Genomic DNA, 23113 nt, shown 5'->3' with positions numbered 1-23113 from the left:
AAAGTCCGGAAAGCAGCTGCTTTCCGGACTTTTTAGCTATTTCTCCGGCACAGCAAGAAATAAGCAGATAGTGCTGCCAAATGACAGCCAACCATGATGATTCCCATCGGCAATGTTGTACTCCCAGCCCCAATGCCAGCTAACGGAGCAGCGGCAGAGCCAAAAATATAAGGCATGAGGCCAAGGAATGCAGATGCGCTTCCCGCCGTTTTTTCCTTATTGGCCATCGCCAGTGAAAAGCATGTTGTTGATACTACACCTACACTTGATACCGCAAAAATCAAAGGAATAAGAACAGCGATCAAATGAGCCCCTGCTGCAAGCATGCAAAGCAGCAGCGTGCTTCCTGAAAGCGCCATAAAGAGGCCAGCCTTCAATAAAGTGGTTTCGCTTATTTTCCCGGCGAGCCGGCCGGTAACCTGAGTAGCGATGACAATTCCCAAGCCATTTACAGCAAAGCACAGACTAAAAGCTTGCGGGGATAATCCAAAAGATTCTTGTAATACAAATGGTGAACCCGCTATATAAGCAAACATAGCTGCCATCACAAGCCCTTGCACAAGACAATAGCCCATGAACACTTTATCGGTCATTAATAGTTTAAACGTCAATAGCGTTTGTTTTAATCCCCCTGCCGATTTTCGCTCGATGGAGAGGGTTTCCGGCATACCCGAAAAAACGGCAAACAGCGTCACCACCCCCACTATGGCCAGCACACCGAATACTCCAGGCCAAGACATGAAAGAAAGCAGCTGTCCGCCAATAACTGGTGCGGCAATTGGCGCCACTCCATTCACAAGCATCGTTAAGGCAAAAAATTTCGTCAGTTCCGAACCGGCATAAAGATCGCGAATAACTGCCCGCGAAATAACAATTCCCGCCGCAGCCGCCGCTCCTTGAACAAATCGCATCGTAATCAGCCCCCAAATAGAAGGCATCATGATACATAGAATAGAAGCAGCAGTGAAAATCACAAGACCGACCATCAGTGGCTTTCTTCTTCCGTTTGCATCACTCAACGGACCTGCGATAACCTGACCAAAAGCAAGGCCAATTAAAAAAGCAGTCAAGCTAAGCTGAGCAACGGATGCTGAGGCATTCAAGTCATTTGCCAAAATAGGCAAAGCCGGCAAATACATATCCACTGATAACGGCCCAAATGCTGAGAGCGATCCGAGCAGAAGAATCATCCATAATCGATTAGGCCGTCTTATCGCCTCCTGTCGCGGCAATGGTTGCAATGCAGATTGTTTCATCCACTTTCCCCCTCTTCCTCATGACAGCAGTTACGTCATTTTTTTCCATCATACACCATGTCATTGTTATACACTAACTGTCCTGATTATGTCTCCTTCTTCCTGACTATTTTTAGAATGGTGTATAATAAGGACGAACAACGAAACAGGGGTGACGAAATGAAAACGATCGCGGATATTGCCAAGCTGGCAGGTGTTGCTAAAAGTACCGTATCGAGATACTTAAATGGCGGTTCAGTCAGTGAAAAGATGAAACAACGGCTTGAAGCTATTATTGAGGAAACTGGGTACACACCGAATACTTTCGCGCAAAGCCTGAAAGCAAAAAGAACAAACATGATCGGCACCATTGTCCCCCACCTTGATTCTTATGAAATATCCCAAACGTTGACGGGCATTGATAATGAACTGCGAAAGTGGAATTGCCACATGCTTGTGACGAATACAAATCAAAATATAGAGCGTGAAATTGAGCTTCTTTATATGCTGGCAAAGCAAAGAGTCGCCGGCATTATTTTGTTAGCGACGCAAATTACGGACGCACATTTACAGGCATTTAACGAAATAAGTGTTCCCGTACTTTTAGTCGGCCAACAGCACGAAGAAGTGCACAGCCTTGTCCATAATGATGAAGAAGCCGGTTATGCCATTGGAAAATATATTATTGAGCAAGGCCACCGCCGTCTAGCCTTTTTAGGTGTGAGCGAGGAGAATGAAGCAATTGGCGTAAAAAGAAAAGAAGGCTTTAAACGAGCCGTTAGAGAAGCAAATGGCTGTGAAGTCCACTTTTTCGAAACCGGCTTTACAATGGAGGAAGCAGCAGAAGGAGCCTTAGCCGTTTTTGAAGGCTACTTCCCTTCTGCCCTTATTTGTGCAACTGACGATATTGCGATTGGTGCCGTGAAAGCCGCCTATAAAAAAGGAATGCACGTGCCCGCAAACATATCCGTCACTGGATTTGGCGGTTATGCGATTACAAAAATGATGAATCCCGCTTTAACAACTGTCAAACTTCACTTTATGGAAGCTGGTGAAACAGCTGCCCGAAATATCATTAAACTGGCGAATGGAGAAGACATTCCTAAGCTTACTTATTCTAATTTCGAGATCATCGCAAGAGAAAGTGTCGACAAACGATTTGTCCCTGGCTGATCGCTGCATTCATTCGATGGGTTATCCATACACTCCGAGGAAACAAGCAACCATTCTATTAAAAAAGAATTTATGCTCCTTTAAAGCCGGCCAGGGCTTATTTTTATCTCCTTTTTTGGAACCGGTTCCTTAATTTTGAAACAAAAATCGTATTTTTACGCTATTTCAAGGAACCGGTTCCTAATTGAGCAATACTAAGGCTTTTTAGATTGCCGAACCAGCTCGCATTTTCTCTTTTCTCCCTGTCTATAAATGTTGGAGGTTTTAAGCGATTAGACAGATCTTGATGTTTTCTTTAACAAAATTCGACAAGGTTGTTTCAGGATTCTTTATTCTAAAATACCAATGGTATTGCGTGATAATGTCACTGGCTGAACCTTTATAAATTTTTATGCATATTTTATGCATAAACCTATTCATATTAATACTTCTTCCACTGGAGATTTCACCTTTTTTCTTCTCTCCCTCTCTAAAAAACTGGATATCAAGACTCTTTTTCTACTTATTCCAGCGACTTTTCATCTCTTTTTTCACGTGATCTACCGCAAAATATTTTTGCTATTTTTCACAATTCGACTTTTGACTTTTTTCATTTTTGGTCATTTATAAAGCATTCAGCTGATCTAGTTAAATAAAAAAAGCTGTTTGGAGTCATTTTGATCGTGACTCCAAACAGCTTTTCTTTTTTCCATTATGATTGTTTCCTTTTAAATGGCCACCAGACTCCGTTATCAAAAGAAACTGTAATAGCTGGAATGAGAAGCGGCAAAATAATTAAGCTATATAGCAGCAAACCGGTAATAACAATCGTAGCAATTTGTACAAGACTGAGTACACCGGATGGCATCATCGCTCCAAACGTACCAGCGAGAATGACAGCTGCAGTAATAATAACTGTACCCATTTTAGCCATTGATTTTGCCATTGCCTGTGGTACTGTCATACCATCCGCCGCTTCTTCACGGAATCGGTCAAGCAGGAAGATGGAATAATCCACTCCAAGAGCTACAAGCATCACAAAGCCAAAGAATGGGACAGCCCAGCTAATGCCGTCATAACCAAGCCCATTAACGAAAATCAACTCCGCTACCGCTACGGAAGTGAAATAAGTTAACAGTAACGAACCGATCATATACAGCGGCATAATGACGGAGCGGAATAAAAGGGTTAAAACAACAAATAAGCTAACAAGCATAATCGTGACAGTACGTGTAAAATCATCAGATGCAATCTCTTTTAAATCACTGTTCATACTTGATACTCCACTATAGGCCGTTTCAGCCTTTTCGAAAGGTGTTCCGATTGCAGCACGCTTAACAGCCTCTTTTACTCTTTCAATCGTCTTAATTGCCTCAGGTGAATACGGGTCGTCAGAAAGAATGACTTCAAACACCACACCCGTTTGATGATCGATCGTATACCGATCTAACACTTGTTTGAAGTCTTTATTTTCAAGTGTCCCCTTTGGAATAAAGATGCCTGTGTCACGAAGTCCTTTTGTTTCACTCATATCCGTCATCATGGAAGCCACAGTTTGCAATCCTTTTTTAATTTCGGATAGCCCGCTATTTGCAGCCCCGACACCTTCTGACAGCTTTGTTAATCCACCCTTTAGCTGGCTGATTTGTCCGGATGAGTTTTCCAGCTGTCCGGCAGCCTGGCCGATTCCCTGCTGTACTTGGCCGAGCTGTTGCTGAAGCATGCCCAGCTGCTGCACAGTTTGCGGGATGTTTTGTGACTGCTGAAGCCCTTGTGAAACAAGGCCAATTTGTTCATTAATCTGCCCAAGCCCCTTAGCTGCTTCCCCAAGTCCGCCCGCTCCGGCAGCAGCCTGATCTCCAGCAGGCAGCTGTTTCGTCACGTCATTAAGCCCGTTTTGTACTTTCGTTAATCCGCCTTGAACCTTTCCAAGACCTTTTTGCGCTCTTGTCAAACCTTCAGCCAGCTTTCCGAGCTGCTGATCTACATATAAATCTTCAATAACCTTGCCAGTCGGACGAGTGATCGCTCTAACTCCCTCGACACCCTTCACTTTTTCGATTTCGCGGCTAATGGATTCTACATACGGGACCGTTTCTTCTGTTACGATGTCTTTCTCTTCTTTTAAAATAACCTGAACCGGCAGGGAATCACCTTTCCCAAATCCCTTTTCAATCGCATTTAGCCCTTTGACAGATTCATAGCTGCTGCCAATCTCTTCTACGGTATTATAGGATTGTTCATTGTCGTACGTAAAAAGCAGCGGTACGGTAATGATTGCGACGACAAGCATCGATAAAAGCGGCCGCTTAACAGATAAAGAACTCATGAAGATCCACAATTTACTGTCATGATGAGCGGCTGATTTTTTCGAAGGCCAGAACAATTTGTCTTTCAGCACCGCCATAAAGAACGGCATCATCGTAAATAACACAAATAGCAATACAACGATTCCAACAGCTACCCCCACAGCTGATTTAAAAATAGGAAACTGTGCAAACCCGATAGCAGAAAATCCGATAAAGACTGCTAACCCGCTGATTAAAAGCGTTCTTCCTGCTGTTTTATACGTGTTTACAATCGCATCCTCGACTGTATGCCCGGCAACCAGCTCTTCTTTATACCGGCTCAGCAACAAAATACAATAATCTGTACCAATACCAAAGAGAACGGCTACTAAGAAAATTTGCGTATAGTTGGATACCGGAAAACCGAACCAATCAATAAAGAAAGCGACAAAGGATTGGCTAAGCAAATACGTAATACCAACAGCCAGCAACGGGATAAATGGTGTAACGAGTGAACGAAAAACCGCTAATAGCAAACCAAAAATCAGGACAATGGTAATAACCTCTGTCCGCTTTAGTCCTTCTTGGGCACTCTCGTTCACATCATGATTGATAATTGCTTCCCCTGTTAAATAAACAGTCCGGTCTTTCGGTACGACCGTCGAACGGATCTTCTCTGCGAGTTTATTAATCTCTTCATCTGTGCCATCCACCGTAATTGGAACGAGCACTGTTTTTTTATCTTCTGAAACAAGCTGTTCTTCCAAGTCTTTGTTTTCAAAAGGGTTGAGCACATCTTTTACAGGAGCGCCTAGATGATTGAGATTCTCCACTGTTTTTGCAATGACTTTTCTAGAGTGATCATCCAGCTTCTCCTTTAACGGAAAGACGAGCGATATCGTATCTTCCCCGGCCCCTGCTTTTTCTAATATCTCAGCAGCCCGCTGGGAATCAGCATCTTTCGGCAGCTGAAACGTACCTGCGTCCTCCGCCTGCTTTGTTAAGTTAGGCGCCAGCATAAAAAGAACCGCTGTCAAGACGAGGATCACCGCCATAATCGGCCATTTCCATTTGATCACACTTCTCATTCACTACACTCCCTTCACTTTTAAAACATCCTTCAGCTTTCGGAAGGTCTTAACAAATTGTTCGATCTCCTGCTCTTCCACCTCATCAGACAACAGCTGTTCAATATAGTCGTACAATACCTTGTCTGACTGCTCCACAATGACCCTTCCTTCTTCTGTTAATTCCACAAGCTTCGTCCGCTGATCTCCTTCCGCTTTCACCGTCCGGATCAGCCCGTTTTCATCTAGCTGCTTTAAACGGTGAGAAATCGCACTTTTGTGGACCCCTTGCATCGCTGCTAATTGTCCTAAAGCGATAGGACCATGTTTATTAATGATCTTCAGCGATTGCATCTGCTCCGGTGAATACTCACGCCAGAGCGGATTATCGACTGATTTGATCACCCGCTCCGTTCCATAAATAATAACTTCCTCAAATAATTCCACTGCTTCTCTTAATTGCTTTTTCACATTAGTTGACCCCCTAAATATTATATAAGTTTAGGGGGTCAACTAATGAATGTCAATTTAGAAGTTTGCTAACGAAAAAGATCTCTTCAAAGCCGCTGCTAGCTGACTTTTAAAGAGACCCCTTCCTCATTATTTTGGTCTTTCTAAAGAGAATATTTCGCCTATTTTTGCATAATCAGCACCCGCTAACCGGCTGACAGCTTTCAACTCACTGTAATCAATTTTTCCCTCTTTATAAATCTGTTCGTCAAAATGAAAAAGAACGATTCTTCCAATTAAGAGATCGCTGGATGGCGCATCTCCTTCTCCTAATTCAAAGGCATGCTCGAGCACACATTCCATTCGAACACCCGCCTCTTGAACACCTGGCACTGAAATTTTTAGACTCTCGACCGGAGTTAAGCCCGCCAGCTCAATCTCACTTTCCTCAGCTGGAAGAAGAGCTGCTGTCTCATTCACCTTTTCCACATTGGACTCCGTTACAATGTGAACAACGAATTCCTTCAATTGAATAGCATTACGGGCGGTATCTTTTTGCTTTTCTCCAATTCTCTGGATCGCCAAAGATACCATCGGTGGATTGGCGGATATGATGTTGAAGTAACTGAATGGGGCACCGTTTAACGTTCCATTTTCAGTTTTCGTCGTCACAAAGGCAATGGGTCTCGGCACGATGCTGCCAATTAAAAGTTTGTAATTATCCTTTACACTATTGGATGCTGGATCAATGGAAATCAATCTAACCCTCTCCTTTAAAATAATTTTTTTCTATCTGAGTGCTTAAAAAAATAAATAATAACTCTCGAATTTGCCGTTGACTCTCTCGTTACGTCATACTTTATAGTACATATATAAGGGAGGCAATCACATGGTAATGAAGATTAAAGAAGTTGCGAATATAGCCGGAATTAGTGTGCGCACACTACACCATTACGATCAGATCGGCCTGTTGTCCCCGACTAATACGACAGAAGCAGGCTACCGCCTTTACACAGATGATGAGCTTGAATTACTGCAGCAAATCTTGTTTTTTAGAGAGATCGGCTTCCCTTTAAAAAAGATAAAAGAAATTATTTATAGCCCTTCATTTGATCGCCAGGAAGCGTTAGAATTGCATCAAAAAATGCTGGTCGAGAAACGCCGCCGGCTTGATCAAATGATTGCCACTGTCGAAAAAACCATTCAACATATGAAAGGAGACATTCCGATGTCAAACAAAGAAAAGTTTGAAGGCTTTGATTTTAGCGAAAATCCTTATGAACAAGAAGCACGGGAACGCTGGGGAGATCAAGCGGTAGATGAATCAAACGCTAAACTAGCAAACATGTCGAAAGAAGAACAAAGTGATCTTTCTAAAAGCATGAATGCGATTTATACGAAACTTGCCGCTCTCCGCCATGAATCGCCTCATTCCGAAGAAGCCCAAACAGCTATTCAGGAATGGTACGTTTTTTTAAATAAGATGGGAAGCTATTCGCTTGATGCTTTTAAAGGGCTTGGCCAAATGTATGTCGCTGATGAACGCTTCACTAAAAACATCGACCAATTCGGTAAAGGACTTGCTAAGTTTATGTGCGAGGCAATGGCCATTTATGCCGATACACATAAAAAGCAGGATTGATAAATGAGGCAGCGTTGGATTCACGATCCAGCGCTGTGCGTTTATCTATTGAACAGCCTGCTAAAAAACCCTTTCTGTTCTTTTTGCTCAGGTGCTGACTCAGGTTCTGGCTCTGCTGCTGCCACTTCTTTTACAGCATTTTCTACTAAAATCCCCTTCTGTTTCGCTTCCTGCAGCCAACTTGGAAATTCATTTAAGAGCGCATCATAAAGCTCGTCATCAGAGATTTTTTCGACTTCTTCAATGTGAAGGAAGTTCGCATTGTCTGTCACTCTTCCTTCTAACGTGTCGAGCTTTCTCAAAAAGTCAAAGTTGCCGTTGCCAATGCCGACAAACTGCCAGAATAACGGCTTGTCTGCTGATCCTTCAATAAGCGACTTAATATTTTTCCGACAGCCGCCGTCATTAATGAACACAATAAAAGCTGGTTCCTCTGCAGGCTCCTCTTGCAAATACTTTGTCAAAACATCTTTCATAACAGGCAGCTCTTCATTTCTGCCAAATTTGTGCACGCTGTCGTTATGTAAAATTTCACGGTCAACATATCCGTCAAAGTCCTTCTCTGTTACTGGATGAAGCCGGGAAAATTCGTTGTCGTATACCCAAATATCAAGCAGCCCATCATCATCAAATTCAGCAGCTACAGCTAAAATCCGTTCCACCACTTTTTGAACTGTGCCATTTTTATAAAGCGCCCTCATCGACCCGGTAATATCAAGCACCAAACCGACACGTGCTGTCACTGTCGTTAATTGCTTTTTTTCCAGAACGACTTTCAAACTTTTTTTCTGCAGGTCAATAGTACCCATTTTATTCCTCCACCTACTTTTGTTAGTATAGTTATTATTCCATTATAATTGTACAGAATATTTCGCCTTACTTAAACCAATAGCTGCTTGGCTAATTGAAAAAACTAACATTTGCTATCTTGCTGAAAAATTGTTTAAATAGTAATGTATGTTTAAAAATAAAACAAAAGACTCTTTTGTTTTTCACGATAAAATTATTTTAATAAAAGGCGGTAAGAACATTGATTACCACAAAACCATATAGAGTTTTATTGTATTACCATTATGTTTCTATAGATAATCCGGAAGAATACGCTGCCAAGCACTTGGAGTTTTGCAAAGAACTTGGATTGAAAGGGCGCATTTTAGTTTCTCATGAAGGGATCAACGGAACCGTATCAGGAACTGTGGAACAAACAGAGAAATACATGAGCGAAATGAAAAAAGATCCTCGCTTTGCCGACATGGTATATAAGATTGACGAGGCGGAAGGCCATGCGTTTAAAAAGATGAAGGTTCGCCCGAAGAAAGAGCTTGTGACACTTCGCTTAGAGGAAGATGTGAACCCTTTAGAGCTTACTGGAAAGTACTTAGAGCCTAAAAAATTCTTTGAACAAATGCAACAAGAAGACACCGTTATTCTCGATGCCCGCAATGATTATGAATATGATCTCGGCCACTTTAGAGGAGCCATCAAACCGGACATCCGAAATTTCCGTGAGCTTCCGGACTGGGTTCGTCAAAATAAAGAAAAATTAGAGGGCAAAAAGATTTTAACGTACTGTACAGGCGGTGTCCGCTGTGAGAAGTTTTCTGGCTGGTTGTTAAAAGAAGGCTTTGAAGATGTTGGCCAGCTGCATGGCGGAATTGTCACTTACGGAAAAGATCCAGAAGTACAAGGCGAATTATGGGACGGACAATGTTATGTATTTGATGAACGTATCAGTGTTCCTGTTAATCAAAAAGAACACGTAATTGTCGGCCGCGACTATTTCTCCGGTGAGCCTTGCGAGCGCTACGTGAACTGTGCAAATCCAGAATGTAATCAAAAAATTCTGGCCTCAGAAGAAAATGAACATAAATATTTACGCAGCTGCTCTCATGAATGCCGCGTCCATCCACGCAACAGATATGTCGCGGAACATGGAATGTCGGAAGAAGAATGGCAGGAAAGAGTCAAACAGCTGAACGAGCAGCCACAACAATAAAAACCTGAGGGTGTCCCAAAAGCCTACTTTTGGAACACCCTCTTTTTATTTTATAAAGCAGGGTGATCTACTTGTTGGTGCCACGCTTGCAGGAGTTCCCGCTCCCTCTTTCTGCTCATTCCGGCTTTGCGCTCTTCGTCAGAACGAGAAGTTTCCCATTCTAATACGTCTTTGATTGTATTAGCAAGCGGCCGGAAGGTTAATCCCTTCTGTATCGCTTTTGTATTATTGACAGTAAAAAAGCCGTTCCAAGGCTTTTCCTCCCCCGGCAAAGGATAGTCTTCCGGAAGCCAGAGCGGCATCTCTCCCCATGCTCCTACTTGGTGATGCTCTAAAAATCCCTCTGATACCCAGGTAAACACCGCATCACTTTGGCTAGCCCGCTTACATTCTGCTAACAGTTCTCCCATCGTTAAAAAACCTTCTGGACCGCTCGCATTAAACGTACCGGTGATGTTTTGTTCTATACAGGAAATAATCCATTTGGCTAAATCCTGGGCATCAATAAGCTGTATAGGACGCTCAGGGCGTCCAGGTGCGAGAATTTCTCCACCCTCTGCTACACGCTTCACCCAGTACGGGAGCCGATCCGTATAATCATACGGTCCGACAATTTGGCCAGCACGTACAACTAGCACTTTTCCCGGCAACTCTTGTTCCGCTGCCTTTTCACTTAGTGCTTTTAATGGACCGTAATATTCATATATAGGCCCTGCTGTCTCCCCTGTAATCTCTTCTACTTTATCGTGATCCATTGTTAGGACGGCATCCTTCTCATCCAAGCCTGGCTTTGCCATATCTTCGTAGACGGACTGACTTGAAATGTATGTATAGTGATCTGTGTGCTGAAGCATCTGGCACGACGCCTTAACCGCTCTCGGAACAAAGCCGCACGTATCAATCACTGCATCCCAACGTCGGCCTGCAAGTGCCTGCAAATCTCCGTTACGATCACCTACTAGCTGCTCTACCCCATTTATTCGATTTGAACAGCTGCCCCGGTTAAACAAAGTGACCCGATGTCCCTTTTTTAGAGCCTCTTTCACTAGAAATCTGCCAACAAAACGCGTACCCCCCAAAATCAAAATATCCAATTTTCTCCCTCCTTTACTTTAGCGTATTCGCTGGTTGCCCAAATATCTCTTTTTATTCTCCGAGGAACAGGAACGTTTTCGTACTTAACGCAAAACAACAGGAATTTCTTTTACACCGCGGACGATCATTCCCGGTCTCCACTCCAGCTCATCAGGATGAACACTTAGCTTTAATTTAGGAAAGCGCTGAAGCAGGCTGTTAATGGCAATTTCTCCTTCCAGCCGGGCAAGCGGTGCACCGAGACAAAGATGAATGCCTTTTCCAAACGCCAAGTGCGGGCTCTTTTCTCTCGTAATATCAAGAATATCGGGGTCCTTAAATTGGAAAGGGTCATGATTGGCCGAATTAAGGGCAATGATGACCACTTCACCCTTTCTCATGAACTCCCCTTTGAACTCTAAGTCTTCGCCCACCCAACGAGAGGTACTAAATTCAACAGGCCCATTAAAGCGAAGCAGTTCCTCAATTGCGGTGTGGATCAAATCAGGATTATGCTGCAGCAGCTTGAATTGATCAGGATGTTCCAATAGGGCAAGAACACCATTTCCAATTAAATTGACGGTTGTTTCGTGGCCGGCAATAATAAGAAGCGATACGACTCCATATAGCTCTCTTTCTGTCAGTTGGTCACCCTCATCCTCGGCATGAATGAGCTGGCTAATCAAGTCATCGCCAGGATGTTGCCGGGTTTTCGCAAACCATTGACCGAGATATTCAATAAATTCATTCATATGCTGGTAAATATTCTGGGCGTTCTCTCCATTCGCCCCCTCAATTAATGAATTAGACCAAAGGCGAAACTTATCACGATCTGATGAAGGAACGCCGAGCATTTCACAAATAACGATAATGGGCAGTGGAAAAGCAAAATCATCAATTAAATTTATCTTTTCCTTGCTGGCTGCTTGATCTAAAAGTTCAGTTGTAATTTCTTGAATCCGTCCCCTCATGCTGGCAATCATATTTGGAGTAAAGGCTTTTTGCACAAGTCCGCGCAGCCGTTTGTGATCAGGCGGATCAGAAAATAGCATATTTTGAGTAAACACACTTCCGTGGTCCATACTGCCGCCGAACAGCTTGGAAAAGTCTTTAATAAATCGTTTATCCTTTAGGGCTTCAACGGCTGCTTCATATGTCGTAATCATCCAGCCATTCTGACCGTCAAGCAGCGTAATCCGATACACGGGGTCTGTTTCTCTTAATTTTTTATAAGCAGGATAAGGGTTCTTCGTGAATTCTTTCGTAAATGGAATAAAGCTGCGATCGTTCTGAGAATGATTCATAGATAATAAAACCTCTCCCTCTTCGCAAACAATTTATTTTTTTACATAAAATAACTTATTTACCAAACGATAGCACAAAGGGTGAAAGGTCTCAAAATTTAACAAATAAAAAAACTTTGCCCTTTTAGACAAAGTTTATCCAAAGAGGATTATTCTCTTTGACTAGCAGCCTAGCCTAACACCTTAGTAGTAGGCTCTCCGCCGTATTTCCTTCACGAGCAAGACGGCTGCTATAACAAGAACAAGCATAACAAAAAGGACAGCTGTCGTTGAAATGGTAGACATAAAAATAATAATGCCTGCTACTTGCAGAACGGCAATGCTTAACCCAACTGCAAAACCTCTCTTGTTCTCTTTACGGCCCGCAATAAACATCTGCAGGGTAATCAAATTAATGATAAAAAAGAGACCGACCACTCTTATAAAAGGAGTGGAAAACACACCTGCCTCGTCTTCTGGACCGTATAATATAAAGGCTGCAATGGGAAGAGCAGATAGATTTATAATGAGAAAGGCAAGTCCCCAAGAAAGCCAAAATAAAACTTTATTCATCACAAAAACTCCTCTTTTTATACTTTAACAAGAGAGAAACCCGCTTATCGGTTACATTGAGACGAGACGTCGTCCATACACTCTCTTATTTTGAAGCATTTTATGTAAAGACTCAACATTTAAAGATAGAAATACGTCAAAAGCCATAAGCTGCCTTGACAAAACTTTAGACGAAAAGAAGAATAGTAGAAAGGACAACAAGATAGGAGCGGCTAAAATATGCGTATTTTCGTTTATGTGATTATTTTCTTCTCGTTTTTTGATTTGTTTACCCAGCTGCCGATCATGAGCCCTTTTGCAGAATCTCTCGGCGCCACGCCCTTTTTAACAGGACTGGCTGTCGGTATGTACTCTTTCTCTAATACAATCGGAAACATCCTTTCAGGTTTTCTCACCGACAAAAAAGGAGCCTTTCGGGTTTTACTTGCCGGCTTGTTATTAACGGGAGCTTCCCTATTGCTTTATCACTTCGTCGTAGATGCCTGGTCGCTTCTCGCCATTCGCTTCCTGCACGGTTTGCTCGCTGGGCTCATTGTCCCTGCTGCATTCACTTATTTAGCTAATGCAGCCGAGGAAGGAAAGAAAGGAAAAGGTGCCGCTATTTCAGGTGCATTTGTCGGCATGGCCGCCATCATCGGTCCAGCATTCAGCGGGATTGTTGCCAGCAGAACGAATGAAACGACCGTATTAACCGTGACCGCTTTGGCACTTCTTCTTCTTGGAGTACTGACGCTATTCCTGCTGCGCACAAACGTAAAAGCAGAGAAAAAGGCAGAACAGGCCGACCGCATGACCGTACGGGACTTTTTCAAGAGCACGAAAGTGGTAAAAGCATTTATTGGCGCATTTTTGCTGATGTTTTCTCAAGGTGTGCTTGCCTATATGCTGCCATTGAAAGTTATTCTTCTCGGCTATGATTCCCAAACAAGCGGAATGCTGTTGAGTGTGTTTGGAATCGTAGCAGTTCTAATTTTTCTGTTGCCAACTAATCGAGTGTTTGACCGGATTCAATCAACCTCAACGCTGGCATTCGGCATGACGATGATGGGGATAAGCCTTGCTTTAGCTAGCCAAGTTAAAGACATTTCATTCCTTTATGTGTGTATGGCACTGTACGGTATTGGATTTGCTTTCTTATTCCCTTCTCTTAATTCTCTGCTAGTGGAGGCTGTAGCTCCTGCCCACCGCGGCAAGGCATATGGCTACTTCTATGCTTTCTTTTCATTCGGAGTCGTTGCCGGCTCAGGTGTAACCGGCCTGCTTGCCTTGACTATAGCAGAGGGTTTTCTTTTTACAGGGATACTATTAATCATTGCAGCGATTGGCAGCCTTTTGAAAGAGCCGCCGGTCATCAAAGAACATCATTAAAGCTGTCTTTTAAGCAAAAAGACAGCTTTCTTTATGATGATTATAATGACGTCAAGATAAGATTAGCGCGACACCGCTGTTTGCTGCCACTACAGCAAATTGCGCAAGGCCGATCCCGGCGGCCAGCCCTGTTACACTGCGTAGAATATTATTGCTTACACGTATTTTCCATCTTTGCGTAAAACCATCTGCGAGCAGCGGCAAGCAAGCTAGAATAGCGACAGCAAAAGACTGCGGGAGCGACCATGATAGCCCATAAATAGACAGCGGTCCAGACAAAAGCAGTCCAATTAATAAAAACATACACCGAAAGCAAACCGGAAATTGCTTTTCTTTTATTACAAGCGATCTCTCTGGCTTGCGGTGACAGGGCATAAATTGCAACGTGAAAAGATCAATGAAAAAACTTTTCATGATGAACAATCCGGACTGCAATCACAGTCCCCATCCTTATCGCAATCAAACCCTTTTAAGTTAAACGTGCTTGGCGGACAATCACAGCAGTCCGACAGATCATCCATTTTCCCCTGTCTCCTCCTTTTACGATACCAAAAAACAGTCACTATAAATAGGACAATGCCAAATACAAGCCATCCAATTAAGATGATTCTTTCACTATTTGTTGGATTGGACATTAATCCTGTAATGCCGCCAATCAGACAGATAATCGTTACTAAAAAACTTAGAAAAACCATTTTCTCCCCCTGCTATCTCTTCGTCTTATTAATCTAATTTTAAAAAACTGTTATTTATCAGTTTATTCATTTAAACTTTATCTTTTCCCTTGAAAAATGGCTATTCTTTTTTAAACCCATCGAATATTTCCCACTAAAAAAACAGCCCTGATCCAGGACTGTCTAATAAAACTTAATTCACTTCTTCGCCGACAATTTTAGCCTCTAACTCAAGTTCTACTCCGAACGTTTCCTTTACTTTCTTGCGAACCATTTCAATAGTGGCAATGTAGTCCGCTGCTGTCGCATTGTTCTTGTTAATGATAAACCCAGCGTGCTTCGTTGATACTTCAGCTCCGCCGACTCCTTTGCCCTGCAAACCGCTATCTTGAATTAATTTCCCAGCAAAATAGCCTGGAGGCCGTTTAAATACGCTGCCGACAGAAGGATACTCAAGCGGCTGTTTTGATTCTCTCTGGAAAGTAAAATCATCCATCTTCTCTTTAATGACAGCTTGGTCGCCCTCTCCAAGAGCAAAAACAGCTTCAAGTACAATGTCTTTATTTTTACTAATAATACTTGTACGGTAGCCAAGTTCCAGCTCAGCTTTTTGTAACGTACGAAGCTCACCTTGCTGTGTCACTACTTTCACGTGGTCAATAACATCCTTTACTTCACCACCGTAAGCGCCGGCATTCATCACCATGGCCCCGCCGATTGATCCCGGAATTCCACAAGCAAACTCTAATCCAGCCAAGCTATGTTCGTACGCTAAACGAGAAGCATCCTTGATATTCGCACCGCCTTGGGCGATTAATGCATTTCCTTCCACACGCAGTTCGGTCAAATGTTTAAATTGCAGCACGATGCCACGAATGCCGCCATCTCGGACGATTACATTTGAGCCATTTCCAAGCAGAGTAAACGGCAATTGGTGCTTTTCCTTTAGACGAATAACTTGTGCGACGGTTTCATATGTGTCAGGCATCACTAAAAAGTCTGCCTTGCCGCCGATTTTTACTAAAGTATGATCTTTCAGCGGCTCATCACGAAGCACGTTTTTCTCACCGCAAATAGCAATCAGCTCTTGATAAATTTCTTCATTCAGCATATGTTCATACCTCATTACGTTTATCGTATTATTAAAAAACCGAGCGGGAAGACTTTTCTTCCCTTCTCCATTCTAGCCAAAAAAAACTGTTTTGGAAAGGGAGACCGCCTGTCTGCTCCGATCAGCTCCTTTCTCACCGTAAGATAAAAACCTCTATTATCGCCTTTATTACATTCCGCTTATACTATATATTTAACAATCCATTGTTTCATGCCTTTTTTGCATTAGGTTTGCTTCTTCTTATCGAACTGTTTTAAATCCACACGCCCATCTTCCGTAAACAAAATCCCTTCCTGCTCCAACAGCATTCGCTGTAATTCACGAGATTCCTCATCTGGAACAGCGATCTCTCCTTTGGCATTTACCACCCGGTGCCAGGGCAGCTTATATTTCCTGCTCATCGAATGTAGAATTCTCACTACTTGCCGAGCCGCACGCGGGCTGCCCGCTATTCGCGCAACTTGTCCGTATGTTACAACATATCCAGATGGTATTTCCTTCAACACTCGAATGACTTCAGCTGTGAATGGTTGTAGTTCTCCTTCATTTCCCACTCCATCACCTCCATATTTAGCGATCAAACTTTAAATATTTATCATTATTTTAACAATTTATTTCCCAAGAAATCTGCTCACGAACTCTTCTTTATAACCTTAAGTTTAGTTAGTCCATTTACTTTATAAACGGGTACAGTAAAAGAAAAGAAGGAGTGGCTTAAATAAAACAGTTATTACGGGTTTTATATGGCGTTGGATTTCTGGCTGCAGGTATTCTCCACTTTACAAGCATGAGAGGGTTTCAATCGATCATTCCCCCGCAAATTCCTTTTAAGAAGGTGGTTGTGTGGATCACCGGAGTAATGGAAATGCTATTTGGCGGATTGCTGCTTTTAAACAAAGGAGTCACCGCTGTGTCAAAGGCCTTGCCTGCCTTTTTCACTGCCGTATTGCCAGCCAATGTTTACATGGCAGTTAAAAACTTGCCGCTCAACGGAAAACAATTGCCCAAACCACTGTTATGGGCACGCCTTCCGCTCCAATGGCTGCTTATAAAAGGAGCTAAAAAGCTGGAGCGCTAATTATCCCTATTGTGCTGATGACCATTGATCAAAACTCAACAAAGAACAACTTAGAAGGTACCTTTCATCCAAAGGTTAAACTCCTAGCAGTCCGATTCTGTTTGCTGAATTTTATTTTTAAAAGACTTGTCCACCTTTGATAAGTATAAGAGTTCCTCGTATTGCTCTCTTTGTTTTTTAAACTCAGTATACTCGCTCTTCTGTAAAGACAAACAATCCAAATGTGTATCGTGGAAGGATAAATTCACTGTAACGGGGAGAAAATCACTTTCCTTTTTACAATGAGGACATGGCAACTCTGTTTTATGAAGGACACCCCTATTAAAAAGCAAATCGTAGCGGGCAAGCTCTCTTTGATACGTTCTACTTAGCCGCCCGCAGCTGCTACATTCCGCTAATTGATTTAGTCTATTCAGTTCTGACTTTATTTCTTCTTTATCATCCAGGCGACTCATAAAACGCTCAAGTGAAGTATAGACAAGAAAACCAAGCATAGGCATGCCGATCAAACAAATCAAAAGGGTCATGAACTGGTTCAACTCTATCGACTCCTTTATTGAAGATGTATAGAAGAGCTAGGAGGTTGTCCAAATTTTTATTACTTCGATCATATCATATGACCGCTGCCAAAAGAAAAAGTGTCAGCTCTTTATTAACGAGCTGACACTCTTTCTTGAATATTAGGCAAGATCAGATACTCTCTTTCTAAGCCGGTCACAAGTGATTGGATGTAAAGCTTGGTTCAGCCTTTCAATATCTTCGGAAAATACGCGGTCTTTCGTCATGCTTGGTACGATGCTGCGCAGCTGTTCCCACTTATTACGCAGCTTCGGCGAAGCTTTTTCGATTCCTTTGTATTCTAACGCCTGCATAGCGCAAATGCACTCGATAGCCAACACGCGGCGAACATTCTGGATAATCATACCGGCGTGGCGAGCAGCGATTGTTCCCATGCTCACATGGTCCTCCTGATTGGCAGAAGAAGGAATCGAATCAACACTTGCCGGGTGGGCCAATGTTTTGTTTTCTGATACAAGTGAAGCCGCTGCGTATTGCATAATCATAGCTCCAGATTGCAAACCAGGCTGTGGGCTTAAAAAGGGAGGAAGATCGTTCAATTGCGGATTAACGAGCCTTTCAATCCGGCGCTCGGAAATATTAGCGAGCTCCGCAACCGCAATTTTCATAAAGTCCATCGCTAGCGCAATCGGCTGACCGTGGAAGTTACCGCCTGAGATAACAAGCGCCCCATCTTCAAAAATAAGCGGATTATCTGTCGCTGCATTCATTTCGATTTCCAGCTTTTCTTTTACATAATCGAGCGCCTGCCACGAAGCACCATGCACCTGCGGGATACAGCGAATCGAGTAAGCGTCCTGTACACGCTTTTCCCCTTGTCGTGTAATCAGTTGACTGCCCTCTACCCATTCGCTCATCCGTTTAGCAACAGCGAGCTGCTGTGGATAGCCTCGAGCTTCATGAATAGCCGGATGAAAAGCATCAATAATTCCTTCTAGCCCCTCCATCGTTAAAGAAGCAATCCATTCACTATCGTAAGCGAGCTGCTCTGCCTCTATATAATTGATTGCCCCCATAGCCGTCATAGCCTGTGTACCGTTAATAAGCGCCAACCCTTCTTTTGCCTGCAAAACAATCGGCTGGATGCCTTTATCTTTTAACACACTAGCTGCGTCAACAGGTTCACCATGTTCTCCATGCACCTTGCCTTCACCAATTAAGACTAAAGCCAGATGGGAAAGCGGTGCCAAATCACCTGATGCTCCTAAAGAACCTTGTTGAGGGATATAAGGATGAACAGACTGATTAATAAGCTCTGCCAGCGTATTAACTAACACCGGACGAACACCTGAAAAACCTTTTAATAAAGCGTTAAGACGCAGCACCATCATAGCGCGGGATACCACTTCCGGAAAAGGATGGCCAACACCGCAGGCATGAGAACGGATTAAGTTGAGCTGCAGCTCTTGTACGTCTGTTTCGTTGATCACGACATCACTAAACTTCCCAAAGCCTGTCGTAATCCCATAAATCGTCTTCTTTTCTGACACGATTTGGTCTACTGCTAACCGGCTTTTCTGTACCCGGTCCATGCTTTCCTCTGAAATTTTTATTTTTTCCTGCTCTAAACAAACTCTTTTTAACTGCTCAACTGTTAAAGAATTTCCTGTTAATTCAACTACCATTCGTAATTCCCCCTTTTTTAGCTTAAAAACATAAAAAGAGGTGATGATGGCATATAAAAATAAGCCATCATCACCTCCTAACATCTCGTTACTATAGGTCATGATTTAGTGTATTCAATTGGATGGTTTAAAGGTACAGCCATCAACAAGAAGGTCGATGCAACTAGTTTCCCGCATCAGCTGCCTTCATTTTTGGCTTGTGTTATAAATGAGCCTGCTTTATGATTCACTGAATGAAAACGCTTGTCTTTTAAGGTGCAAAACCTGGCGAGAAGCAAAGTGACTATAGAGTCATGAACACTATAGACAGGTGAACACCGAAAAAAGCGTGCGTTTGCCAACAGCCGAATCAAATATGATTAATCCCAAGGCCAATTGCCTCATGTTCTAACCCTTTTACAGGGGCACCGATTGTGCCGTAAAAAGCAACCGCAATCCATTCACCCTCGTTCGCTTCCTTATACGGCTTTCCCCGTACAACAGCAAAGCGAAGGCCAACGGTTCTCATCATTTCACCAATGGCGAGGCGTCCTCTCGTTACCCCTTCTAACGCTTCGAGAATCGCATGATATAAAGCATGAGTTTCCCTATATACATCTTCTTCAATTAATTGGTGTCTTTTCACCGCTGTTTCAACAGCTGAAATGACCTTTTGGGTATTCATCGATCCTACTTTTCCCTGGCAAAATGACACTTGACTAAATGCCGCTTCAAACATGCGGCTCTCTTCATCATCCAGCATAGCAAGTAAGGTGGCAATCTTCCCAATCTGTATTGCTTGCGCCATCCAACCACCACCTACATTAAAAATAAAAATAATTGATTGCTTGCTTATTATTATAAACTCAACCTAAAATGAGAGTCAATTACAATTTGGAAAATTTTAGTATATTACCACGTTATCAGAGTAAAGAGCACTTAGCAAAAAAAAGATCAAGTGAGGACAAACGCTTTAAGCGTTCAGCTTCACTTGATCTTAATAAGTTCTAAGATAGAGGCAGACAACTTACCATAAATTCGGCTTCATCGTCATAAACCACAACATAAGCATTAACAAAAAGATATAAATCCAAACAGACCGATGCAGTTTGTCCACAAGTGCCTGCTTATTAGCCCCTGGCTCATTAAATCCCTTCAATGTCGGGGAAAAGGCCCGCGCGAGAAAAAAGATAGAACTGAACATGACAATGATTGTCATCACAACCCAAGATGTTTTCCATGGCCACGGCCCATTTAGGATAAGCAGAATGCCCGAAGCCACCAACACATGGCCTGCATGCTTAACTAGTCTCACGGAAGAAGAAAATACGTGTATATAGGCCTGCTGTGCATCAGACTCGGCTACTCGCATTTTTTTAATTAAAGCGAGCAGGACAAAAAACGGACCGATGGATGCGACAGCGCTTAAAATATGTGTATACAAAAGAAATTGGTATGCAATATTCATTTTTTACAAATTACTTCTGCACAGGACTAAACTCGTGAACCCATACCTTCATGCTTGGCACCCAAGGCATGCCAGGATGCATGGATAAAATAGAATCCTTATATTCTTCCAGGCTTTCGTACCCTTCCTGCTTTGCTTGCTCGTCTGTTAACTCTCCAAGGGATTGTGAATATACACGTTCAACAACAAATTCTTGACCTTCAAGTGTCATAATCTCGCCAATGTCTGCATATCTGCCGTTACGACGTGTGGCTGTTTTTTTTCCATTTAGTACTTTTTCAACATCTGCCGGAACCGTAACTAACCGTTCAATTGTACATGTTTTTGGAGGCAAATTTAGATTTTCATTCTCGTTTGTCATTGTTAAACCACCTTTATTTTTAAGATTCTCCTTTATTATACTTCATATCCAAATGCCCGCAAAACAACAGCTTCGTTCTTTATTCCCAATGTTTTATTGTTCCTAGGCAGGGAATCAGTACATTATCTATAACAAAAAAAGCAAAAACAAAAAAAGCAAATGTCTAACGATCATCTATTTCTTTGAATCTATACCGGAGCAGCGGCCTACTCCAAGAAAGAAGGAGATCATATGCAGAAGCCCACTTTAAAAGAAATCCTAGACTCGCTCACCTCCATGAATAGCCACCTCACTTCCCTAGGAAATAGATTGACAAAGATAGAAAAAAAGATAGAAGACCTTTCACTGATTCATCAGAATACCCGCAGACGCAGAAAGTCGTAATCCATTTAAAACAGCTATTCTTCTTAGAAGTTATTTTTCTGTCCCCATGTCCCTTTCGTCTTAAAACTGCATGATCGTGATTCTTTGAATGTGAGTTAAGTTAATTAAAAGTTAAAAGGATGCTATACTGAAGGAAATATGTGTTAGGAGGATGCATGATGAGATTAACTGTTTACTTGGCTGGAGAAATCCATAGCTCTTGGCGAGAAGAAATCAAGCAAAAAGCTGTAGCCCTTAAACTTCCAATTGACTTTGTCGGTCCGATGGAAGACCATGACCGCTCTGATGATATCGGTGAAGAAATTTTAGGTAAGCAGCCAAATGCCATTTTCCGTGACGCAGCGGCCTCAAGTCTTAATAACTTGCGTACCGAAGTACTCATGAAAAAGGCAGATCTAGTCATTGCCCTGTTCGGAGAGAAATACAAACAATGGAATACAGCAATGGATGCAAGCGCTGCTGTTACTTTCGGCAAACCGCTTATTTTGATCCGCCCTGAATCCTTGCATCACCCATTAAAAGAACTATCTAGAAAAGCCAATGTCACCGTTAAAAATGTGGATCAGGCAATGAAGGCCCTTGCTTACATATTTGATTAACTGCGAATGAAGCCTGTTCAGGAACTTCCTGAACAGGCTTTTCTTTACTAATATTATGATGAAATCAGCTCTTTCTTTTTTCCAAAAAAGTTAAGACAGCGGCTCCTAGCTCTGGATTTTGAGCTCCTGTAAAGAGGATCACTCTCTTTATGAAGACAAGCAATAACAATAAGGAAAGTGAGCATTTGCCGACAGCCTAAAAGTCTGCCGCATCAGGCAGACTTTATTAGCACATGTCTATTCCCTAGACATTAAAAATGATTCATAATGGCTGTAGAAGATCCATGTAAAGAATACTTTTACATATGAAACATAGAGTGGAGGAATCAAATGAATAAGTGGATCATTGATTCTCATATCCATCTAGACTTATATTCCATGGAAGAGCAAGCTATCATTTTGCAAGACATGGAAAAACATCGTGTTAAAGCGCTCATTTCGGTCTCCCAGCACCTTGCTTCTTCTAAAACAAACTTAGCACTATCTCAGCAAGACAAAAGGATTAAAGCAGCTTTTGGTTTTCATCCGGAGCAAGCCCCTCTAACAGAAAATGAGTTAGCAGGGCTATTGCTATTTATGAAAAAGCACCAGGCAGAAATGATTGCTGTCGGTGAAGTAGGCTTGCCCTATTATTTACGAAAAGAAGACGCTGCTATTCCAATAGAACCGTATATTGAACTTCTAGAACAATTCATTCAACAGGCAGCTGCACTGAATAAACCTATTATTCTTCACGCTGTTTACGAAGATGCGCCCATTGTCTGTGCTTTATTAGAAAAGCATTCCATCACGAAGGCGCATTTTCATTGGTTCAAGGGAAGCCGAGAAACCAGGAAGCGCATGGCGGCTAACGGTTATTTTATCTCCATCACGCCCGACATCTTATATGAACGAGAAATTCAAGACATCGTTAAGCAGTATCCTTTGTCTCAAATGATGGTTGAAACAGATGGGCCTTGGCCATTTGCCGGTCCCTTTTCAAAAGCTATAACCCATCCTCAGATGATTCACCGCACCATAGCAGAGATCGCTGTCATTAAAAAGATGGAAGCAGAGGAAGTGTATGATATATTGTATAAAAACACAGAACAATTTTATTTTAATTAGATTATTTGGTTGAATAACGA

The 23113-nt window shown here is 42.4% G+C and carries 24 protein-coding genes; 7 read left to right on the top strand and 17 right to left on the bottom strand.

All coding sequences use genetic code 11. From position 1 onward, the window contains the following. Nucleotides 1-32: 32 nt before the first annotated feature. Entirely contained in the window at nucleotides 33-1256 is a 1224-nt protein-coding gene (locus tag AC623_RS00795) for a multidrug effflux MFS transporter (RefSeq protein ID WP_049659541.1), read from the bottom strand. Nucleotides 1257-1415: 159 nt separating this feature from the next. On the opposite strand from AC623_RS00795, the gene AC623_RS00790 reads away from it, so the two are divergent. Continuing rightward, complete coding sequence (locus AC623_RS00790; protein ID WP_053104051.1) at nucleotides 1416-2408, top strand: LacI family DNA-binding transcriptional regulator; 993 nt, start codon at nucleotides 1416-1418, stop codon at nucleotides 2406-2408. A gap of 691 nt (nucleotides 2409-3099) precedes the next feature. Here AC623_RS00790 and AC623_RS00785 read toward each other — a convergent pair. From AC623_RS00785 to AC623_RS00775, 3 genes are all read right to left on the bottom strand, one after another. Beyond that, a complete protein-coding gene (locus AC623_RS00785; RefSeq protein WP_049659539.1) occupies nucleotides 3100-5763 on the bottom strand; it encodes an MMPL family transporter in 2664 nt (887 codons plus the stop codon). Between the two features lie 3 nt (nucleotides 5764-5766). Next, on the bottom strand, nucleotides 5767-6213 hold the full coding sequence (locus tag AC623_RS00780; protein WP_049659537.1) for a MarR family winged helix-turn-helix transcriptional regulator: 447 nt from the start codon (nucleotides 6211-6213) through the stop codon (nucleotides 5767-5769). A gap of 129 nt (nucleotides 6214-6342) precedes the next feature. Further along, the gene (locus AC623_RS00775; RefSeq protein ID WP_049659535.1) at nucleotides 6343-6951 is read right to left on the bottom strand and encodes a flavin reductase family protein; all 609 of its coding nucleotides are present in this window, start codon (nucleotides 6949-6951) and stop codon (nucleotides 6343-6345) included. Nucleotides 6952-7081: 130 nt separating this feature from the next. Here AC623_RS00775 and AC623_RS00770 point away from each other — a divergent pair, with 130 nt between their 5' ends. Next, nucleotides 7082-7834, top strand: a complete 753-nt coding sequence (locus tag AC623_RS00770) for a MerR family transcriptional regulator (protein ID WP_049659534.1) — start codon at nucleotides 7082-7084, stop codon at nucleotides 7832-7834. Nucleotides 7835-7875: 41 nt separating this feature from the next. Here AC623_RS00770 and AC623_RS00765 read toward each other — a convergent pair whose 3' ends face one another. Beyond that, nucleotides 7876-8643 carry a vWA domain-containing protein gene (locus tag AC623_RS00765; RefSeq protein ID WP_049659533.1) on the bottom strand — a complete coding sequence of 256 codons (768 nt, stop codon included), beginning with the start codon at nucleotides 8641-8643 and terminating at the stop codon, nucleotides 7876-7878. A 221-nt stretch (nucleotides 8644-8864) separates the two neighbouring features. On the opposite strand from AC623_RS00765, the gene trhO reads away from it, so the two are divergent. Beyond that, nucleotides 8865-9830, top strand: coding sequence for an oxygen-dependent tRNA uridine(34) hydroxylase TrhO (trhO, locus tag AC623_RS00760; RefSeq protein WP_049659531.1), 966 nt, complete (start codon nucleotides 8865-8867; stop codon nucleotides 9828-9830). Nucleotides 9831-9880: 50 nt separating this feature from the next. Here trhO and AC623_RS00755 read toward each other — a convergent pair whose 3' ends face one another. The 3 genes from AC623_RS00755 to AC623_RS00745 all read right to left on the bottom strand — a co-directional run bounded on the left by AC623_RS00755 (nucleotide 9881) and on the right by AC623_RS00745 (nucleotide 12760). Beyond that, entirely contained in the window at nucleotides 9881-10924 is a 1044-nt protein-coding gene (locus tag AC623_RS00755; RefSeq protein ID WP_049659529.1) for an NAD-dependent epimerase/dehydratase family protein, read from the bottom strand. A gap of 84 nt (nucleotides 10925-11008) precedes the next feature. Then, entirely contained in the window at nucleotides 11009-12208 is a 1200-nt protein-coding gene (locus tag AC623_RS00750; RefSeq protein ID WP_049659528.1) for a cytochrome P450 family protein, read from the bottom strand. 183 nt (nucleotides 12209-12391) lie between these two features. Beyond that, the gene (locus tag AC623_RS00745; RefSeq protein ID WP_049659526.1) at nucleotides 12392-12760 is read right to left on the bottom strand and encodes a hypothetical protein; all 369 of its coding nucleotides are present in this window, start codon (nucleotides 12758-12760) and stop codon (nucleotides 12392-12394) included. A 219-nt stretch (nucleotides 12761-12979) separates the two neighbouring features. Here AC623_RS00745 and AC623_RS00740 point away from each other — a divergent pair, with 219 nt between their 5' ends. Then, a complete protein-coding gene (locus AC623_RS00740; protein ID WP_049659525.1) occupies nucleotides 12980-14128 on the top strand; it encodes an MFS transporter in 1149 nt (382 codons plus the stop codon). A 51-nt stretch (nucleotides 14129-14179) separates the two neighbouring features. Here the strand turns inward: AC623_RS00740 and AC623_RS00735 are convergent, their stop codons facing one another. From AC623_RS00735 to AC623_RS00720, 4 genes are all read right to left on the bottom strand, one after another. Further along, nucleotides 14180-14542: a DUF2085 domain-containing protein gene (locus tag AC623_RS00735; RefSeq protein ID WP_049659523.1), complete on the bottom strand. Its 363-nt coding sequence runs from the start codon at nucleotides 14540-14542 to the stop codon at nucleotides 14180-14182. Further along, nucleotides 14539-14823 (bottom strand): hypothetical protein, encoded by a 285-nt coding sequence (locus tag AC623_RS00730; protein WP_049659522.1) that lies wholly within the window; start codon nucleotides 14821-14823, stop codon nucleotides 14539-14541. The genes AC623_RS00735 and AC623_RS00730 overlap by 4 nt, the downstream gene beginning before the upstream one ends. Nucleotides 14824-14995: 172 nt before the next feature. Then, nucleotides 14996-15913 (bottom strand): UDP-N-acetylmuramate dehydrogenase, encoded by a 918-nt coding sequence (murB, locus tag AC623_RS00725; protein WP_156186975.1) that lies wholly within the window; start codon nucleotides 15911-15913, stop codon nucleotides 14996-14998. Nucleotides 15914-16137: 224 nt separating this feature from the next. Then, nucleotides 16138-16467, bottom strand: a complete 330-nt coding sequence (locus AC623_RS00720; RefSeq protein ID WP_049659518.1) for an MGMT family protein — start codon at nucleotides 16465-16467, stop codon at nucleotides 16138-16140. A gap of 287 nt (nucleotides 16468-16754) precedes the next feature. On the opposite strand from AC623_RS00720, the gene AC623_RS00715 reads away from it, so the two are divergent. Then, a complete protein-coding gene (locus tag AC623_RS00715; protein WP_331456972.1) occupies nucleotides 16755-16991 on the top strand; it encodes a hypothetical protein in 237 nt (78 codons plus the stop codon). An 83-nt stretch (nucleotides 16992-17074) separates the two neighbouring features. Here the strand turns inward: AC623_RS00715 and AC623_RS00710 are convergent, their stop codons facing one another. The 5 genes from AC623_RS00710 to AC623_RS00690 form a co-directional block, all read right to left on the bottom strand. Next, nucleotides 17075-17530, bottom strand: coding sequence for a hypothetical protein (locus AC623_RS00710; RefSeq protein ID WP_049659514.1), 456 nt, complete (start codon nucleotides 17528-17530; stop codon nucleotides 17075-17077). 141 nt (nucleotides 17531-17671) lie between these two features. Beyond that, nucleotides 17672-19195 carry a histidine ammonia-lyase gene (gene hutH / locus AC623_RS00705; RefSeq protein ID WP_049659512.1) on the bottom strand — a complete coding sequence of 508 codons (1524 nt, stop codon included), beginning with the start codon at nucleotides 19193-19195 and terminating at the stop codon, nucleotides 17672-17674. A gap of 349 nt (nucleotides 19196-19544) precedes the next feature. Further along, nucleotides 19545-19982 carry a hut operon transcriptional regulator HutP gene (hutP, locus tag AC623_RS00700; protein WP_049659511.1) on the bottom strand — a complete coding sequence of 146 codons (438 nt, stop codon included), beginning with the start codon at nucleotides 19980-19982 and terminating at the stop codon, nucleotides 19545-19547. Between the two features lie 219 nt (nucleotides 19983-20201). Further along, complete coding sequence (locus AC623_RS00695; protein WP_197090999.1) at nucleotides 20202-20636, bottom strand: hypothetical protein; 435 nt, start codon at nucleotides 20634-20636, stop codon at nucleotides 20202-20204. A 16-nt stretch (nucleotides 20637-20652) separates the two neighbouring features. Beyond that, on the bottom strand, nucleotides 20653-21003 hold the full coding sequence (locus AC623_RS00690; protein ID WP_049659507.1) for an ASCH domain-containing protein: 351 nt from the start codon (nucleotides 21001-21003) through the stop codon (nucleotides 20653-20655). A 542-nt stretch (nucleotides 21004-21545) separates the two neighbouring features. On the opposite strand from AC623_RS00690, the gene AC623_RS00685 reads away from it, so the two are divergent. After that, complete coding sequence (locus AC623_RS00685) at nucleotides 21546-21986, top strand: YtoQ family protein (RefSeq protein WP_049659505.1); 441 nt, start codon at nucleotides 21546-21548, stop codon at nucleotides 21984-21986. A gap of 330 nt (nucleotides 21987-22316) precedes the next feature. After that, nucleotides 22317-23093 carry a TatD family hydrolase gene (locus tag AC623_RS00680; protein WP_049659503.1) on the top strand — a complete coding sequence of 259 codons (777 nt, stop codon included), beginning with the start codon at nucleotides 22317-22319 and terminating at the stop codon, nucleotides 23091-23093. The last annotated feature ends 20 nt before the right edge of the window (nucleotides 23094-23113 follow it).

Origin of the sequence: Bacillus sp. FJAT-27231 (assembly GCF_001183975.1) — a bacterium.
GTDB classification, from domain to species: Bacteria; Bacillota; Bacilli; order Bacillales; family Domibacillaceae; genus Pseudobacillus; species Pseudobacillus wudalianchiensis.
The sequence above is the reverse complement of the archived record's forward strand: the minus strand, read 5'-3'. Positions and strand labels throughout refer to the sequence as shown.